Annotated in this window: 18 protein-coding genes; 17 read left to right on the top strand and 1 reads right to left on the bottom strand. The window is 36.2% G+C overall.

Annotation, left to right across the window (positions count from 1 at the left end):
* The first annotated feature begins 3 nt into the window (after nt 1–3).
* From OGM16_16440 to OGM16_16420, 5 genes are all read left to right on the top strand, one after another.
* Nucleotides 4–3,189, top strand: a complete 3,186-nt coding sequence (locus tag OGM16_16440) for an HsdR family type I site-specific deoxyribonuclease (GenBank protein ID UYJ46358.1) — start codon at nt 4–6, stop codon at nt 3,187–3,189.
* An 11-nt stretch (nt 3,190–3,200) separates the two neighbouring features.
* Nucleotides 3,201–4,835: a type I restriction-modification system subunit M gene (locus tag OGM16_16435; protein UYJ46357.1), complete on the top strand. Its 1,635-nt coding sequence runs from the start codon at nt 3,201–3,203 to the stop codon at nt 4,833–4,835.
* A complete protein-coding gene (locus tag OGM16_16430; GenBank protein ID UYJ46356.1) occupies nt 4,828–5,958 on the top strand; it encodes a restriction endonuclease subunit S in 1,131 nt (376 codons plus the stop codon). Before OGM16_16435 ends, OGM16_16430 begins: the two co-directional genes overlap by 8 nt.
* Nucleotides 5,959–6,070: 112 nt before the next feature.
* Nucleotides 6,071–7,054 carry a tyrosine-type recombinase/integrase gene (locus OGM16_16425; protein ID UYJ46355.1) on the top strand — a complete coding sequence of 328 codons (984 nt, stop codon included), beginning with the start codon at nt 6,071–6,073 and terminating at the stop codon, nt 7,052–7,054.
* 9 nt (nt 7,055–7,063) lie between these two features.
* Entirely contained in the window at nt 7,064–7,648 is a 585-nt protein-coding gene (locus OGM16_16420) for a restriction endonuclease subunit S (GenBank protein ID UYJ46354.1), read from the top strand.
* Here OGM16_16420 and OGM16_16415 read toward each other — a convergent pair.
* Complete coding sequence (locus OGM16_16415) at nt 7,627–8,250, bottom strand: restriction endonuclease subunit S (GenBank protein UYJ46353.1); 624 nt, start codon at nt 8,248–8,250, stop codon at nt 7,627–7,629. The genes OGM16_16420 and OGM16_16415 overlap by 22 nt on opposite strands.
* Before the next feature lie 126 nt (nt 8,251–8,376).
* On the opposite strand from OGM16_16415, the gene OGM16_16410 reads away from it, so the two are divergent.
* The 12 genes from OGM16_16410 (at nt 8,377) to OGM16_16355 (ending at nt 17,136) form a co-directional block, all read left to right on the top strand.
* The gene (locus OGM16_16410) at nt 8,377–9,171 is read left to right on the top strand and encodes a hypothetical protein (protein UYJ46352.1); all 795 of its coding nucleotides are present in this window, start codon (nt 8,377–8,379) and stop codon (nt 9,169–9,171) included.
* A gap of 48 nt (nt 9,172–9,219) precedes the next feature.
* Entirely contained in the window at nt 9,220–9,876 is a 657-nt protein-coding gene (locus tag OGM16_16405) for a GyrI-like domain-containing protein (protein UYJ46351.1), read from the top strand.
* Nucleotides 9,876–10,352, top strand: coding sequence for a hypothetical protein (locus tag OGM16_16400; GenBank protein UYJ46350.1), 477 nt, complete (start codon nt 9,876–9,878; stop codon nt 10,350–10,352). Before OGM16_16405 ends, OGM16_16400 begins: the two co-directional genes overlap by 1 nt.
* 26 nt (nt 10,353–10,378) lie before the next feature.
* Nucleotides 10,379–10,699, top strand: coding sequence for a TfoX/Sxy family protein (locus OGM16_16395; GenBank protein UYJ46349.1), 321 nt, complete (start codon nt 10,379–10,381; stop codon nt 10,697–10,699).
* Nucleotides 10,700–10,737: 38 nt separating this feature from the next.
* Nucleotides 10,738–11,721 (top strand): transcriptional regulator, encoded by a 984-nt coding sequence (locus tag OGM16_16390; protein ID UYJ46348.1) that lies wholly within the window; start codon nt 10,738–10,740, stop codon nt 11,719–11,721.
* A gap of 108 nt (nt 11,722–11,829) precedes the next feature.
* Nucleotides 11,830–12,843 (top strand): PDDEXK nuclease domain-containing protein, encoded by a 1,014-nt coding sequence (locus tag OGM16_16385; GenBank protein UYJ46347.1) that lies wholly within the window; start codon nt 11,830–11,832, stop codon nt 12,841–12,843.
* Nucleotides 12,844–13,344: 501 nt separating this feature from the next.
* A complete protein-coding gene (gene lexA, locus OGM16_16380; GenBank protein UYJ46346.1) occupies nt 13,345–13,944 on the top strand; it encodes a transcriptional repressor LexA in 600 nt (199 codons plus the stop codon).
* A 130-nt stretch (nt 13,945–14,074) separates the two neighbouring features.
* Nucleotides 14,075–14,800, top strand: a complete 726-nt coding sequence (locus OGM16_16375) for an ImmA/IrrE family metallo-endopeptidase (protein ID UYJ46345.1) — start codon at nt 14,075–14,077, stop codon at nt 14,798–14,800.
* Nucleotides 14,801–15,356: 556 nt separating this feature from the next.
* Nucleotides 15,357–15,944: a sigma-70 family RNA polymerase sigma factor gene (locus OGM16_16370; protein ID UYJ46344.1), complete on the top strand. Its 588-nt coding sequence runs from the start codon at nt 15,357–15,359 to the stop codon at nt 15,942–15,944.
* A 105-nt stretch (nt 15,945–16,049) separates the two neighbouring features.
* The gene (locus OGM16_16365; GenBank protein UYJ46343.1) at nt 16,050–16,610 is read left to right on the top strand and encodes a type II toxin-antitoxin system PemK/MazF family toxin; all 561 of its coding nucleotides are present in this window, start codon (nt 16,050–16,052) and stop codon (nt 16,608–16,610) included.
* Nucleotides 16,603–16,824, top strand: a complete 222-nt coding sequence (locus tag OGM16_16360) for an excisionase (GenBank protein ID UYJ46342.1) — start codon at nt 16,603–16,605, stop codon at nt 16,822–16,824. Before OGM16_16365 ends, OGM16_16360 begins: the two co-directional genes overlap by 8 nt.
* Before the next feature lie 93 nt (nt 16,825–16,917).
* Nucleotides 16,918–17,136 (top strand): excisionase, encoded by a 219-nt coding sequence (locus tag OGM16_16355; GenBank protein ID UYJ46341.1) that lies wholly within the window; start codon nt 16,918–16,920, stop codon nt 17,134–17,136.
* The last annotated feature ends 5 nt before the right edge of the window (nt 17,137–17,141 follow it).

The following is a 17,141-nucleotide window of genomic DNA, read 5'->3' as shown; positions in this document are numbered from 1 at the left end:
AAGATGGCGGCAAGTGGTAAGAAAAATATGTTTAACGAAGCTACCCGTGTTCAAATGCCAGCAATGGTTCATTTGACACGCCTTGGTTATACCTATTTCGGGAAAATAACTGAAGATGTGGCAAGCACAGTATATGACCCTGATACCAATATTTTAATTAACGTTTTCAAGGAGCAGTTCGCACGGCTTAATCCTACCCACGCAGGAGAAGCGGAACAGACATTGAAAACTATTAGGCAGGAATTAGATAATGATGATATAGGACGTAGTTTTTACGAGCGTTTATCGTCTGTTTCGCCTGTTAGATTGGTGGATTTTGAGAATCCAAAGAATAATACATATCATTTTACCGCCGAGTTCACCTGTAAGCGTGACCAAGATGAATTTAGACCGGATATTACACTGTTTGTGAATGGACTTCCGCTTGTATTTATTGAAGTAAAGAAGCCGAATAATCACGGTGGTATGGTTGCAGAAAGCAAGAGAATGAACCAAAAGAGATTTCCTAATAAAAAATTTAGGAGATTTTTGAATATTACACAGTTGATGATTTTCTCTAATAATATGGAATATGACACTATGGGTGGTATTGTTCCGGTTCAGGGAGCATTCTATTGTACGACAGCAAAACAGTCTGCACCGTTCAACTGTTTTAGAGAAGAAAATCCTACTAATTTGGATATTGCACCTTATAATGCAGATTTCCCATATAAGGATATTGACCCGATTGTTGAAAAGAAGATATTGACTGACTTTAATTGTCAGGTTATTCATACTTCTCCGGAATATCAAACAAATTTAGATACTTATACACCGACCAACCGTGTACTGACATCTATGTGCAGTCCTGAAAGATTGCTATTTATATTGAAATATGGAATTGCCTATGTTCGTTTTCATAAAGAAATAAATGGCAAGATAGAGTTTATTGAGCAGAAACATATAATGCGTTATCAACAGATGTTTGCTGCCTTAACAGTAAGAAGTAAGATTGATGAAGGTGTCAATTCAGGTGTTATATGGCATACTCAAGGTAGTGGAAAGACAGCCCTTTCTTATTATCTTACTTATGTTCTTTCTGACTATTTCAGCAAGCAAAATAAAGTTGCAAAGTTTTATTTCATTGTTGACCGTCTTGATTTGTTGAAACAGGCTTCAGAAGAATTTGAAGCTCGTGGATTGGTTGTAAAAACGGCAAGTTCCCGTGCTGAACTTATGGAGCAGTTCCGTAACAATCAGGCACAAGAGGGAAATACGGGAAAACCTGAAATTACAGTTGTAAATATACAGCGTTTTGCTGAAGATAGGTCAAAAGTTGACCTTCCTGCGTATGCAACGAATTTGCAGAGAGTGTTTATTATTGATGAAGCACATAGAGGGTATAAACCAGAAGGCTCATTCTTGGCTAATCTTCTTGATGCGGATAAAAATGCTATAAAGATTGCTTTGACAGGAACCCCGCTTTTGAAAGAAGAAAGAGAATCTTGGAGAGTTTTTGGTAATTATATTCATACATACTATTACGACAAATCAATTTTAGATGGATATACTTTGAAAATTATCCGTGAGGATATAGAAACTCAGTATAAAGAGCGACTTTCTGAAATTTACGAAAAACTTGAAACCTTGGTAGAAAAGAAAGATGTAAAGAAAAGTCAGATTGTTGAACACGATAATTATGTCAAAGAGTTGCTTAGGTATATTATTTCTGACCTAAAGAGATTTAGACAAATTCAGGGAGATAATACGCTTGGCGGTATGGTCATTTGTGAAACAAGTGAGCAGGCAAGGAAGCTGTTTGCATATTTTGATGAAATTCAAGCGGAACTAAATAAAGACGCTTCTATGAAAAGTCATTTGCGAGCTGGACTTATACTTCACGATAGTGATGATAAGGATACGAGAGATAAGATTATTGACGACTTCAAAAATAATATGACAGTTGATATTCTTATCGTTTTCAATATGCTTCTTACCGGATTTGATGCACCAAGATTGAAACGTCTGTATTTTGGAAGAAAATTGAAAGACCATAATCTGTTGCAGGCAATTACAAGAGTCAACAGACCATATAAAGAAAACCATTATGGATATGTCATTGATTTTGCCAATATAAAAAGGAACTTTGAGGAAACAAATGAAGCGTACCTTAAAGAGCTGAACCGTTTTAATGACCCGAATGAAGTTGGTGCGGGAAATGAAACAGATACATTCAAACAGGTTATTGAAGACCCGGCAGAACTTATTAAACAAATGCAGGAAGTGCAGCAGGTTCTTTTTAACTATACCACAGATAATGCGGAAGAATTTAGCTCGGAAATATCCACGATTGAGGATAAGCAGGAATTGCTCAAACTTAAAAAAATTCTTATTGCTGCTCGTGACTGTTGTAATTTGGTAAGAACCTTTGGCGATGATGAGTTGAAGGAAACATTTGCAAAAATGGAATTAACAAAGTTGCCTTCATTGATTTCAGAGGTGCAACATCATATTGATAATATAAATCAGAAAGAACTTTTTGCAAGTGATGATACCACGAAATTGCTTGTCAATGAAGCAATGGAGGATATTACATTTAATTTCAGCAAAATCAGTGAAGAAGAATTGAAAATCGTCGGTGGTAAAGACGCAGTAACAGAAAAGTATAAAAAGACTGTTCGTGCTTTTACACAGAATATCGACCCTGATGACCCTGAGTTTATTACTTTGCAGGAAGCATTTTTGCTTCGCTTCAAGCAACACGGTTTTGAACCTAAGAGTGTATCTGAGATTGAGGAGCAAGGAAAAGAACTGGAAGATATTCTGAAAAAGCTTGATGAATTGCAGAAGAAAAACACGGTTCTGCTGAGAAAATACAATGGCGATGCGAAATTCGCAAGGGTTCATAAAAGAATCAGGGAAGAAAATCTTGCTCGAAAAGCAGCAAATAAACAGCCGATTGTTTCAGAGTATGATATGTCTATTATGAATGTTTTGCTTTCTATTAAGTCTGATATTGACCAGAAAGTGTATGACAGAAATGATATATTGAAGAAAGACGCATATTTTGAGAGAACAGTTATGACACAAATAAAAGCAGGCATTGATAAGTTGGGAGTAGCAAGTGCTCGTGAGGATAGAGTATTTATACAGAGCAGGATTACAAAACAGTATCTTGACCAGTACAACCAGACTTATTCAGTGGCATAAAGGAGAACACAATGGAAGAAACAAAGACGATAAAAGAAAAAACCATAGAGTTGATAGATGCCTTAAAAGCAACTTGTCAGACCTACGGTATGGGAAACGATGGTAACGAATATAAAATTATCACTCAGGTTTTCCTTTATAAGTTCCTTAATGACAAATTCGGATATGAAGTAAAAAAAGTAAGTACGGCTCTTAAAAATGCCGAAAAATGGGAACTTGCTTATGCAGAAATGTCAGAAGATGACCGCTTGGATATTTTTGATAGTTTACCGTCAGATATTCCATTACTTAATCCGGAACATCTTATTGCCAACTTATGGAATCAGCAGGCAAAAGGCGATTTTGATTTAATCTTTGACAGCACGATGACAGATATAGCAGATAAGAATATTGATATATTTTCAACACAAACTGCTCAGAACACGAAAATACCGCTTTTTGAAAAGCTGACACAGTATGTAACAGACGATACAGCAAGAGCACCTTTTGCCCGTGCGTTGGTTGACAAGTTAGTAAATTTCTCTTTTGAAGAAGCATTTGAGAAGCACTATGATTTCTTCGCAGATATATTTGAATATCTGATAAAGGACTACAATACCGCAGGCGGTGGTAAGTATGCAGAGTATTATACTCCTCACGCTATTGCAACGATTATGGCAAGATTGCTTGTTGGAAATGCAACTGATTTACATAGTATTGAGTGTTATGACCCATCAGCCGGAACAGGAACACTTTTGATGGCTCTTGCCCATAAAATTGGCGAAGATAAGTGTACTATTTTTGCTCAGGATATTTCACAGCGAAGCAATAAAATGTTAAAACTTAATCTTATCCTGAACAGTTTGGTATCTTCTCTTGACCACGCAATTCAGGGAGATACACTGATTGCTCCGTATCACAAGAGTGATAATGGACAGGAATTAAGAACTTTTGATTATGTAGTTTCAAATCCGCCTTTTAAGATGGATTTCTCAGATACAAGAGAACGTATAGCAGCAATGCCTGTTCGTTTTTGGGCGGGAGTTCCGAAAGTACCAGCCAAGAAGAAAGAGAGTATGGCAATTTATACGTTGTTCATTCAGCACGTTCTTAATTCATTGAAATCAACCGGAAAAGGTGCGATTGTAGTTCCTACCGGATTTGTAACCGCAAAGTCAGGTGTAGAAAAGAAGATACTACAACATATTGTAGATGAACATATCGTTTATGGCTGTATTAGTATGCCTTCCAATGTATTTGCTAATACCGGAACTAATGTATCAGTATTATTTTTTGATAATTCAAGAAAAACAGATAAGGTTGTATTGATAGATGCTTCAAAACTGGGAGAAGAATATAAAGACGGTAATAATCAGAAACGCAGACTTCGTGATTTTGAGATTGATAAAATTGTCGATACATTTCTTAATAAAGAAGCTGTTGATGATTTTTCAGTTGCTGTTACCTATGATGAAATCAAAGAAAAGAAGTATTCGCTTGCGGCTGGACAATATTTTGATGTAAAAATCGAATATGTTGAATTGTCACAGGACGAGTTTAATGCTCGTATGAATGCCTATGCAGAGAAGTTACAGGAATATTTTGCAGAGGGCGACAAACTGAAAACGGAAATTATGGAGCAGTTAAAGAAGGTAAAGTATGAGTAAACTTACAAAGTACAAATTTAGTGATTTATATGAAATGAGTTCAGGTATATCTTCATCAAAAGAACAAGCAGGACACGGTTCCCCGTTTATATCATTTAGCACCGTGTTTAATAATTATTTTTTGCCTGAAGAATTACCAGATTTGATGGATACATCTCTTAAAGAGCAAGAAATATTTTCTGTAAAAAAAGATGATGTGTTTATTACAAGAACAAGTGAAACCGTTGATGCTTTGGCAATGAGTTGTGTTGCTGTTAAAGACTATCCGAAAGCAACTTTTAGTGGCTTTGTAAAAAGACTAAGACCGAAAACAACGGGAATAGTGTACTCAAAGTATATTGCTTTCTTTTTGAGAAGTAAGTATTTTCGTAAAGTATTAGATTGCAATACGATAATGACTTTGAGAGCAAGTTTTAATGAGGATATGTTTTCATTTTTGTATTTATATTTGCCTGATTATGAAGAACAGGTAAGAATAGGCGATTTATTATATAAAATGGAAATGAAAATCCGAACAAATAATAAGATAAACGATAATTTAGAGCAGCAAATAAAAACAATTTTTACATTTCAGTTTTTGCAAAATGCAAATACTGAATGGAAACAGCAATCATTAGCAGAACTTTCCGAAATGTATCAGCCGAAAACAATTAGTGGAAAAGATTTAATTGCAGACGGGAACTATTTTGTGTATGGAGCAAACGGAATTATTGGAAAATACAATCAATATAATCATTCCGAGTCTGAAATAGCTGTCGCTTGTAGAGGAGCAAGCTGCGGCTCTATTCAGATGACATTACCGTTTTCTTGGATTACTGGGAACGCAATGGTGGTAAAACCGCATTCTGATTTCCCGTATAGAGAATATCTTTATTATTATTTGCTTGCAAAAAATCCAAACTATTTATGTTCAGGTTCGGCACAACCACAACTTACAAGAGAAAACTTAACACTATATTCCTTAAAAGTACCTTCAACAACAGAATTGAATGCTTTTGAAAGTTATGCTGAAAAAGTAAGAAAGATAATTATCAAAAATCAGCAGGAAAATATCGAGCTTTCAACTTTACGTGATTGGTTGCTACCTATGCTGATGAACGGTCAAGCCACCATCAGCAATTGATGTGGTAAATTATCGTTTAATATATCCCATAACTCTTGTGAGTGGCAGGAGTTAAAGCAGGGGACTACCGCTCCATAGTTGTTCTCTAAATTAAATAAAAGGAGAATTGACTATGAAACAGAATTTAATTATGGATATTGTTCAGGGTATGCTACCTTATTTGAACAATGCACAAACACAGCGATTGCAGGAGGTACTGCAACATACGCTTTTTGATTATGAAGTTGCAAAAACGGAAAGTGATAAAGGATTATCGGAGCAGAACTTGGTTGAACTGTTTCTATCGGCAAAGAGAATTGAGGGCTGTTCCGAGAAAACTTTGAAATATTACAAAGCAACTATACAGGCAATGATTGATAGTATAGGTAAAGGTATTAAATATATTGTAACCGATGATATACGCTGTTACCTTACTGAATATCAGTCAAATAAAAATTCAAGTAAAGTTACGATTGATAATATAAGACGAATACTTTCCAGCTTTTTTTCTTGGCTTGAGGACGAGGACTATATTTTGAAAAGTCCGGTCAGAAGAATACATAAGGTTAAAACTGGAACGAATATTAAGGAAACTTATTCAGATGAAGCACTTGAATTGATGAGAGATAATTGCACAGAACTCAGGGACTTGGCAATGATTGATATGTTGGCATCAACAGGTATGCGAGTAGGCGAAATGGTTCTGCTAAATCGAGAAGATATAGATTTTAATGAGCGTGAATGTGTTGTTTTTGGAAAGGGCGATAAGGAGAGAGTCGTTTATTTTGACGCCAGAACAAAAATACATTTGCAGAATTATTTACAGAGCAGAAGGGATAATAATCCGGCACTGTTTGTATCATTAAAAGCTCCTTATGAACGATTGAAAATTGGTGGTATTGAAGTGCGATTACGAAATTTTGGAAAACAATTAGGTCTTAGTAAGGTGCATCCACATAAATTTAGACGTACTCTTGCGACTATGGCAATAGATAAAGGAATGCCCATTGAACAGTTACAGCAGCTTTTGGGACATAGAAAAATAGATACGACTTTGCAGTATGCAATGGTTAAACAGAGCAATGTTAAATTGGCTCATAGAAAGTATATAGGTTAGGAGAAAAATATGATTTATAATGGAAGTTCATATAATGAGAATTGGAAAATTTCCAAATTGGCTGAATTAGGAACATTTGCAAGAGGAGTATCAAAACATAGACCGAGAAACGACCCAAAACTGTTTGAAAATGGGAAATATCCATTAGTTCAAACGGGAGATGTTAAAGAAGCAACTCTTTATTTGAGTAAACATGAACAAGAATATGGCGATTTCGGGCTCAAACAAAGTAAATTGTGGAATACAGGAACATTGTGTATTACTATTGCCGCCAATATTGCGGAAACAGCAATTTTGGCTTATCCAATGTGTTTTCCAGATAGTATTGTAGGTTTTTCAGCATATCCCGAAAAATCATCAGAAGAATTTATGTACTATATTTTTGAGTATATAAAAAAGTCTATACAAAATGCTGCGACAGGTAGTATTCAAGATAACATAAATCTTGAATATTTGATGTCTTTAGATTTTAAAATACCAGAGAAAAAGTATCAGGATATGATAGTATTGATACTTTCTTCAATAGATAGAAAGATACTTATCAATAATGCAATAAACGATAATTTACCGTATCAATCACTGATGGTGGCTTGACCGTTCATCAGTATAGGTAGCAACCAGTCACGTATATTTATAAGTTCCTGATTTTCAGCAAGATTTGAAACAATAGTATTCAGATATTCATTACATAAAGTCGAAAATTTTGTTGCAACTTCAGGATTATATGCAATAATGACTTTTTCGGCTTCAATTGGGCTCAGATTTTGTTGTGATGAGCCGTTTGCTATCATTTCATATTGCTTATGAATAATATCACTTTTAAGCAAAAAGTAAACGAAAACTCGTTGATTTATATTAACTGGTTCAGCCAAAGCTACTCGTTGATTTAATAAACAATTATCGGCATACATAATTCCAACACGTCCTACATTGCCAGTTAATGACATTAAAATGTCTTGTGCTTTTAGTAAGCAATAATCCGGTACATTGTCAGGCAGTACGTTTATATAATTATCGACATTAAGATTTATGCCGTTGTTTTGAACATTTTTTATTGTTAGTAGTTTGTATTTGCCAGATACTTCATACAAATCCGAGGAAAAGGAATAACCGGATTTGAATGTGAAAATATCTGACAATGGATTTGTTGTCCAACCGTCAGGAATAGTACGCTTTAGCTGCTCATTCCAAACCATTTTACCGCCTGATGAACGATATGGTTCTCCGTTTTCATCTGGAAAATCAAACTGAGTGAACCAATAATCGTAAAGTAGCTTGGCTTGTTGCTCTAAATTATCGTTTACAGTAGAAGGAGAAACTATATGATGAGTGTTTCAGATTGGATAAGTATTATTTGTGCGGGAGTTGCTTTAATAGTCACGGTTATTATTGCAGTCTTGCAAATAAGACAAAGCAACCGTATGGAGAGGTTTGAAAAAAGGCAGGACAAGCGTGATGAGCAACGTCATCAAGAAAGTGTAAAAGCACAAGCGGTATCATTTATTTCTAAATATTATAAGGACAGAGGACTTATTCCGTTATGTGCAATAGCCACGATGTATAATGATTTGTTTTATTACAACAGAGAGATGTATAGAGAGTTTTGCTGTTGTACTAAAGAGGTTCAAAATAGAATTTTGGAATATTGTGATTTGGATTTACGAGTCAGTGAGTACAATATTTATGAAAAGTGTTTGGCTGCAATAGAAAGTGTGCTAAATAAACATTTCCCTGATGATAAAAGTGTTTTTTACGATGGAGGGAAGTATTTTGCTCGTAGCTTAGAATATTATGCTGATAAACCAATTCCACATCAAGAGTTTGAGTATCAAAATCATATTACAGATGTTTTGGCTAATGCGTTTAACAGCAATGACAAAAAGAAAACACCAATTCAGCAGTTGTCGGTGGAATATAATTTTGGAAGTTGCAAAGAAATAGAGGCGTGCCAGTTGGTTACTGTTATAGCAGAGTTTGCAGCAATCTATGGGAATAAAAATAAAAACATTGACAAATCATACGGTTCTCCGGGCGGATACGATGGGGAAGTTATAGAAAAAATGGAAGATTTATTCCTTTTAGCCTTATTTGAAATATATACAAATTGTGTTTTATAAATTGAATTATAAGGTAAGTAAAAATGATTTTACAGAGAGGATAAACAAATGGCATTCGATTTTAAGAAAGAATATAAAGAGTTCTATATGCCGAAGAATAAGCCGCAGATTGTGACAATTCCAAAGGCAAATTATATAGCGGTACGAGGTAAAGGAAATCCTAATGAAGAAGGCGGAGAATATAAAACTGCTATTGGTGTTTTGTATGCTGTTGCATATACTCTCAAGATGAGCTATAAGACGGATTACAAAATAGAAGGATTTTTTGAATATGTTGTACCACCGCTTGAGGGCTTTTGGTGGCAGGACAATGTTGAAAGTATAGATTATACTGATAAATCAGCTTTCAACTGGATTTCTGTTATTCGTCTGCCTGATTTTATTACAAAGAAAGATTTTGATTGGGCGGTGGAAACTGCTTCAAAAAAGAAAAAGATGGATTGCTCTGGTGCAGAGTTCTTGAGTATTGACGAAGGTTTGTGCGTACAGATAATGCATATAGGAGCGTTTGATGATGAACCTGCAACCGTGGCGATGATGGATAAATATCTTGAAGAAAACGGTTATGTAAATGATTTTACTGATGAGCGACGCCATCACGAAATCTATTTATCAGACCCAAGAAAAGTTGCACCGGAGAAATGCAAAACGGTAATAAGACACCCAATAAAAAGGCGTAAATTGCTTGGAAATGAGATACAATAATGAATGTAAATTTTGGATTTTCATATATAGGTTTAATATTTTTATTGATGCTGATGCTACCAAATATTGTATGGAGTAAAAATAAGCCGAAAGATTATGATAAGTATGTGAAAAATGAAAACAGGGTACTGCTGTTATTTGAAAGAGTGGGAGAAATTTCTGTAACCTGCTTGTCATTGATATTCAGAGATTTTAATATCAATGAAATATCCGGTTGGACTGTAATACTTTTGATTGCATTTGTTTTGATGGTCTTATATGAGGTGTATTGGATTAGATATTTCAGAAGTGCTAAGACAATGAAGGATATGTACAGCAGCTTACTGGGTATTCCGGTGGCAGGTGCAACATTGCCAGTATGTGCATTTTGTCTATTGAGTATATATGGCAAAAACCCGTTTTTATTTGTTGCAGCAATCATATTGGGGATTGGACATATTGGAATACACTTGAATCATAAAAAAGAAATCGAGTAAAATGAAATTAGGTCGGAGGACAACTAATGGCATCAAGTAAAGAATATTTGAAATTTATATTAGAACAGTTGGCAGAATTGGACGAGATTACTTTCCGTGCGATGATGGGCGAATATATTATTTATTATCGTGGTAAAATTGTCGGCGGAATTTATGATGACAGATTACTTGTAAAACCGATAAAATCAGCAATTTCATATATGCCGACAGCTACCTATGAATTGCCGTATGATGGGGCAAAGGAAATGCTGCTTGTGGAAGATGTTGATAGTAAGGAGTTTTTAACAGGGTTGTTTAATGCGATGTATGACGAATTGCCAGCACCTAAGCCTAAAAAGAAAAAGTAGACAGATACTATTGATGGAGCGATTGGTATATAAAAATTATGGAAACAAAGCCAAGAATTTTATATTTACAAAAGATTTTACTGGAAAGAACCGATGAAGAAAATCCTCTTTCCACAACACAGTTAATCAATATATTGAATGATGAATATGGAATATCTGCACATAGAACGACGGTCACAAAAGATATTGCTGCACTTCAGGAGTTTGGAATGGACATTGTTACTATCCATTCTACTCAAAGCAAATACTTTGTAGCTAGTCGTAAGTTTGAATTGCCGGAACTGAAACTGCTGATAGATGCGGTAGAGTCATCGAAGTTCATTACAAAGAAGAAAAGCGAAACTTTGATTGAAAAGATACATACGATGACTAGTCCAGGGCAGGCATCGAAGCTGAAGCGTAATAACTATGTGGTCAATCGTATTAAGCCGGATAATGAACAGATATATTATATCATCGACGCTATAAATGACGCCATCAATGCAGGTAAACAGATTTCTTTCCAGTATTATGATTATACCGGATTAAAGAAAAAGGTTCTGAAGAATAAGGGCGAAGTGTATAAGTTCAGTCCGTATAAACTTCTCTGGTGTGGGGACTATTATTATGTTCTCGGATATTCAGAGAAGAAAAGCAAGGTTATCAATTTCAGGGTAGACCGTATTGCTTCCAAACCTGAGATACTGGATAAGGATATTATCCCAATGCCCGATGATTTTGATATTGAGAATTTTACAAAAGAAGTGTTCTTTATGTTCTCAGGAGAGAAAGTTCTTGTGGATTTACGGTGTGATAACAGTCTGATGAAAACAATGGTAGACCGTTTCGGAGAAGATGTGACAACCCTTGCGTATGATATGACTTCTTTCAGAGTACAGACCGAAGTATCAGCCAGTCCTACCTTTTTCGGTTGGGTATTTGGCTTTAATGGAAAAGTACAGATACTTGCACCGGAAAGTGTGAAAGAACAGTACAGACAGATGATTGCAAAAGCCGATGAGGATATGCAGGAGAGTGAGTAGTGATTCGTAAATGATTTAGAATTTGTGTGAAAAATCAATTATTATGAATATGAAAATGATATGTTTTTAAATTGTGCAGACGGTCTGCACAATTAGGAAGGAGCCAATATGCTTACACCGTCAAATCAATATTTGCAGGCAGTAGAGGAAATAAATGATTATGTCAATCAGGCTAAATGCAGAGCTTCTGTCAGTGTAAATAGTGAGATAATGAAAACAAATATATTTATTGGAAATGTTATTATCCGCAATTCTGAGTGGGGAAATAAATTTGTAGAAAATCTGTCTAAGGATATGAAGATGAGATTTCCAAGTGCAAAAGGTTATTCTGTCAGAAATTTAAAGTATATGAAGAAATTTGCACAGATTTTCACGGAAGATGATGTAGACGAGTACGGATTGGGAAGAATTACTTGGAGTCATCATCAGATATTGATGAGTAAAGTGTCAAATCGAGAAGAATATATATGGTATCTGGAAAAAACTTTAGAACATAAGTGGTCGGTTGATGATTTGGCTTCCCAAGTTAAGAGTCAATTATATGAGCGACAGGCAGTTGCTAATAAAATATCAAATTTTGAAAGACGATTACCGGCTGAACAAAAGGATATGGTATTAAGCACAATGAAAGACCCATATATGTTTGATTTCATTGATTATACGGAAGAAATGTTGGAAACAGATATAGAAAATGAACTTGTAAAAAATGTTACTTCTTTGTTGATGGAATTAGGCACTGGTTTTGCCTTTATGGGACAGCAGTATCATCTTGAGGTTGGGGGAAAAGATTTTTATATAGACCTTCTTTTCTATAACACAAAGATTAGATGTTATGTGGCAATAGACCTTAAAACTGGCGAGTTTAAGCCAGAACAGGCAGGAAAGATGAATTTTTATTTATCTGCTTTAGACGATTTAGTGAAAGCTCCAGAGGATAATCCATCAGTGGGACTTATTTTGTGCAGAGATGAAAATAGAACAATTGCAGAGTATGCATTGAGAGATATGTCAAAACCGATTGGTGTCAGTGAATATCACTTATGCACGGATTTACCGTTAGATTTGAAAAATGCATTACCTGCCGTAGAAGATATTAGAAGTAGAATTGATATGAAAAAGTAATTTGTGCAGACGGTCTGCACAAATTGCATTGAACAAAAAAGCCTTTATGTGCGGAAATTTTCAATGGAATAAAAATGACAGATATGTTGTATCAGTGTTATGGAGTGAAGGATAATACATAGTAAAAGAGTTCTTAAAGATTTTAGACTCAGTGAATCCAAAATAAATGCGACTATTACCAAAGATTTATACATTGCTTAGATTGTTGCCTCAGTGTGGCAACAATCTAATTGTGCAGACGGTCTGCACAAATTGCAGGATAAAAGTTCATTGAACAAAAAAGCCTTTATAGGCTGTAATTTTCAATGAAAACAAAAACTTTACTTTTAACATTGGTTGAGTTAAAAAGAAATAAATTGAGTTAAAAGGTGCAGAGGTGTTAGCAAATTGCGACACCTCTTTTCTTTTGCGAAAAACCTACTTGAAAAAATTTTCGTATCAGGTATAATAAAACTATCGAAAGCAGAGTGCTTCCGATAGAAAAGAAAGCGAGGTGCAGGTATGAGAAGCAAGAGTCCTGAACTTATGAGTGAGATAAAAAAGTATATTGAGGATTATTACCTGCAAAACAGACAATCCCCATCGACTACAAAGATTGCTGAAGCGGTTGGCATTGCCAGAGGTACAGCATACAAATACTTGGTAGAGATGGCTGAGAAGAATATGATTGAGTACGACGGGCAGGAAATTAGTACAAATGTGACCCGTAAGTACAGTGGCGAACAGACACAGACACCGATTGTGGGTTCTATTCCTTGTGGCAGTCCTCAGTATGAGGAAGAAAATATTGAAGAATATGTATCGCTTCCTACTGCTATTTTCGGCAAAGGAGATTTCTTTATATTAAGAGCAAGCGGTCAGTCTATGATTGAAGCAGGGATTGATGACGGCGACCTTGTGGTTGTCAAAAAGCAGGTAGAAGCCAAAGAGGGCGATATAGTAGTTGCCCTTGTGGATAATCAGAATACATTGAAACGTTACTTCCGAGATGATGAGAATCAGAAAATCATTCTCCACCCGGAAAATAAGAAGATGAAAGACATCATTGTAGATGAGTGCTGCATTCAGGGTGTGGCTTGTCACATCATCAAAGAATTATAACAGAGGACAGACGAATGAGAACACTTGAAGGAATTCGCTATCTAATCAATTTGGATAGTGCGGAAATACAACAGAACTTTGCCGGAGGAGTTGCACCACCGGACAAGGTGGAGTCGGAGGTGGACACAACTTGAGTATTTATATGTCAAGAGCCGAGTTGGAAGAAATCAGCGAAGGCTTGATAACAGCTTATGCTAATAAGTTTAGCAATCGAGTGATTCAATCCATCGACATAGAACATTTCATTACAGAATTTCTTATGTTACGAATTGAATACGCTTCTTTCGCAGAAGATGATGCAGGCAGGATTGGCTTTCTGGCAGATGGAGCAACACCACTGCTGGTACATCAGGACGGAAAAATTATTCCCTTTGTTTTCCCGAAAGATACCATCGTACTTGATAAATTTCTTCTTGCTGAAAAGGAGCAGGGACGTCGCAGATTTACAATGGCACACGAAGCGTCACATCATATCTTGAGTAAGATGTATGCAATGCCGAGTGAAGGACGCTTTCATGCAGAGTATGACAGTGAGCGTAGTTATTCCAAAGAGGAACTGGCTCAGATGTTTGCGTCTGTTGAGTGGCAGGCAGATACAATGGGAGCTTCGCTTCTTATGCCGAGAAGAATTATTGAAAATGCCTTGGCGAAATATAATCAGTCAAATCCGATAAAAGTTTATGGCGATAATACCATTACTTCAAAGGATAAAGCAGTTATCCGCAGAATGGCAGCTTATATCGGAGTATCTTATACAGCCTTGGTTATCAGATTGAGAGATATGGGGCTATTTGAGTATCACAATATCCTTGAGTACATTTCCAATGAGTTAAATCTGGGAGGTGTTTCACAATGAGGTTACAGACTCAGGTAGCACCTGAAATACAAAAGAGATTGCTTCTGTCAAGAGTAGAAGCAGAAAGTCTGAAAGAGCGTGATATTCTCTGCCCGACTTGTGGGTTCAGGATACAAAGAGTATTTTCAGACGCAACCGGACATTTGAGTGTGAAGTGTCAGAAATGCAAGAATGTCCATATCTTAAATCTCGCTTACTTCCGCAGAATCCGCAGGAACGGATATAGTAGGAATTGCAGGCGATGAATATTACAAGTAAATATCGAAACGATTTCTAATCGAGTAAGCGGAGATAAGCAATTTATTTGCTAAACTACCAAGCACCGTACGAAGCCGGATAAGTGAAGAATAGAAGTATTCTTTGCTGTCCAGATTCGACGGTGCTTTTTTTGTTGCTGTTTTATTCGATTATGCTTCGTGCAGTATTAGGTCTTTTCCCTTACTTGGGAAAGGACTTTTATGTTTTATAACGCATGGCAGTGCCAGATAGCTGAGTACCCGTAATCTCCGAAGTTTGAAACTTATCAATTTTTCAAAATTCAAAGGAGATTACGAAAATGACAAACATACTTACATTAGCAGAACAAGAAGAATTATTTGCAAAGGATTGTAAACTGATAAACCTTAAATACGAATATAACGGTTATACCGGAGATGAAAGATGGGCGATTATTACGGAATTATCGGTAAAAGAGCTTTGGGAGAAGTATCCCCTTGTTATAGAAAGATATTCTCCGTTTGTTCATCTTTCCATTGCACAGGGAGAAGTGATTGACGATGCAAACCGAAATGAGGACAAGTATGCAAAGAGAAGCAGTCGCACACTTGACTGCTATGGATACGACGATGAAATGTCCTCACAGTTCCATAAAGAACTTGCCATTATGTTTGACGACCCGTTTGAAAGAGCAGAGGAAGAAAGACTTGAACTGGAAAGAGAAGAATTGCGTCAGTGTGAAATCGGGAAAGCAAGAATAGCACTTTCAATGTTGCAGCCACTTCAAAGGGAACGCCTTATGAAGAATGTGTGCTGCGGTCTGAGTTCCAGAGCAATTGCAAAGCAGGAGGGCGTATATTACAGCTCCGTGGATAAGTCCATTGCAGCGGCAAAGAAAAACTTTATCAAATTTTATGAAAATCTCTGATTTTGGGTGTGCATTTCAGCACCCTTTGTCCAAATGAGTGAAGGGGTTATTTCATTCCGGATACGAATGACACTTTAAAAATTAGATTCTTGTGAGGTTATGTATATGAAAGAAAAAATGATTTGTCGTGGGGATTTATTCTACTATGACTTTGGAGATAACAGTGGTTCAGTACAAAGCGGAGAGCGTCCGGTGCTTGTCGTTCAGGCAGACGATTATAACCAGAATGCTCCGACGATTATTGTTGCAGCGGTTACAAGTGTAATCAAGAAAAGATATTTGCCATCGCACATTATTCTCGGCGAGGAGTTTGGACTGAAGAAACCGTCAATGGTTCTTCTGGAGCAGATACGGACAGTCAATAGAGAGGATTTGCGTGAATACATAGGTACGGTAGATGATGATAAACTTTTCAGGCAGATAAACGCAACTTTGAAAAAGACTTTTGGACTTTGGGTTTACAAGCCGGAGGGGAAAGAAAATATTCGTTGTCTATGCCCGAAGTGCCTGAATGATTACATCCACAATCCGGACTATATTGTAAGGCGACTTGACCCATTTGCAAAGCGAAAAGACAGATGTGATAAGTGTGATGGGGATGGTTGGGATTATGTTGTTACCGACAGATATTCATCCAAGAAAGAAAAGAGGTGCAAGAATGTCTAATAGCAGTGTAAAGAAGCTGAGTTATAATGTACCTCTTTGGCATAAGCCTAATTTGTCGATTGAAGAAGCATCTATATATTCCAATATTGGAACAGGAAAACTTTATGAAATGACGGAAAAGCAAGATTGCCCGTTTGTACTTTGGATAGGAAGCCGCCGAATGATAAAGCGAAAAATTTTTGAGGAATATATTGCAAATCAGTATTCTATTTAATGAAAAAGTCAAATCTGCGATGAGCAAATTCGCATCGTTGGCTCAGTGTAGATTTTTAAGTATGCTGTAACCACGCAAAGGAGGTTACAGCATATGAACAACGAAAAAGATGAAACAATCTATAATGTCCCACTTTGGGAGAAAGTAATGCTTACAATTGATGAAGCCGCAGCTTATACAGGTGTTGGAAGCAGAAAAATCAGACAGCTTACCGATAATGAAAGATGTCCGTTCGTTTTATGGAATGGCTCAAAGCGACTTATCAAGAGAGAAGAATTTGTTGAATTTATAAAAAAGCAGTATTCGATATGAGGAGG

It is taken from the genome of Lachnospiraceae bacterium, from assembly GCA_025758065.1.
Taxonomy (GTDB): Bacteria; Bacillota; Clostridia; order Lachnospirales; family Lachnospiraceae; genus Enterocloster.
Note: the sequence above shows the minus strand (reverse complement) of the source record. Positions and strands in the feature narration are given on the sequence as shown.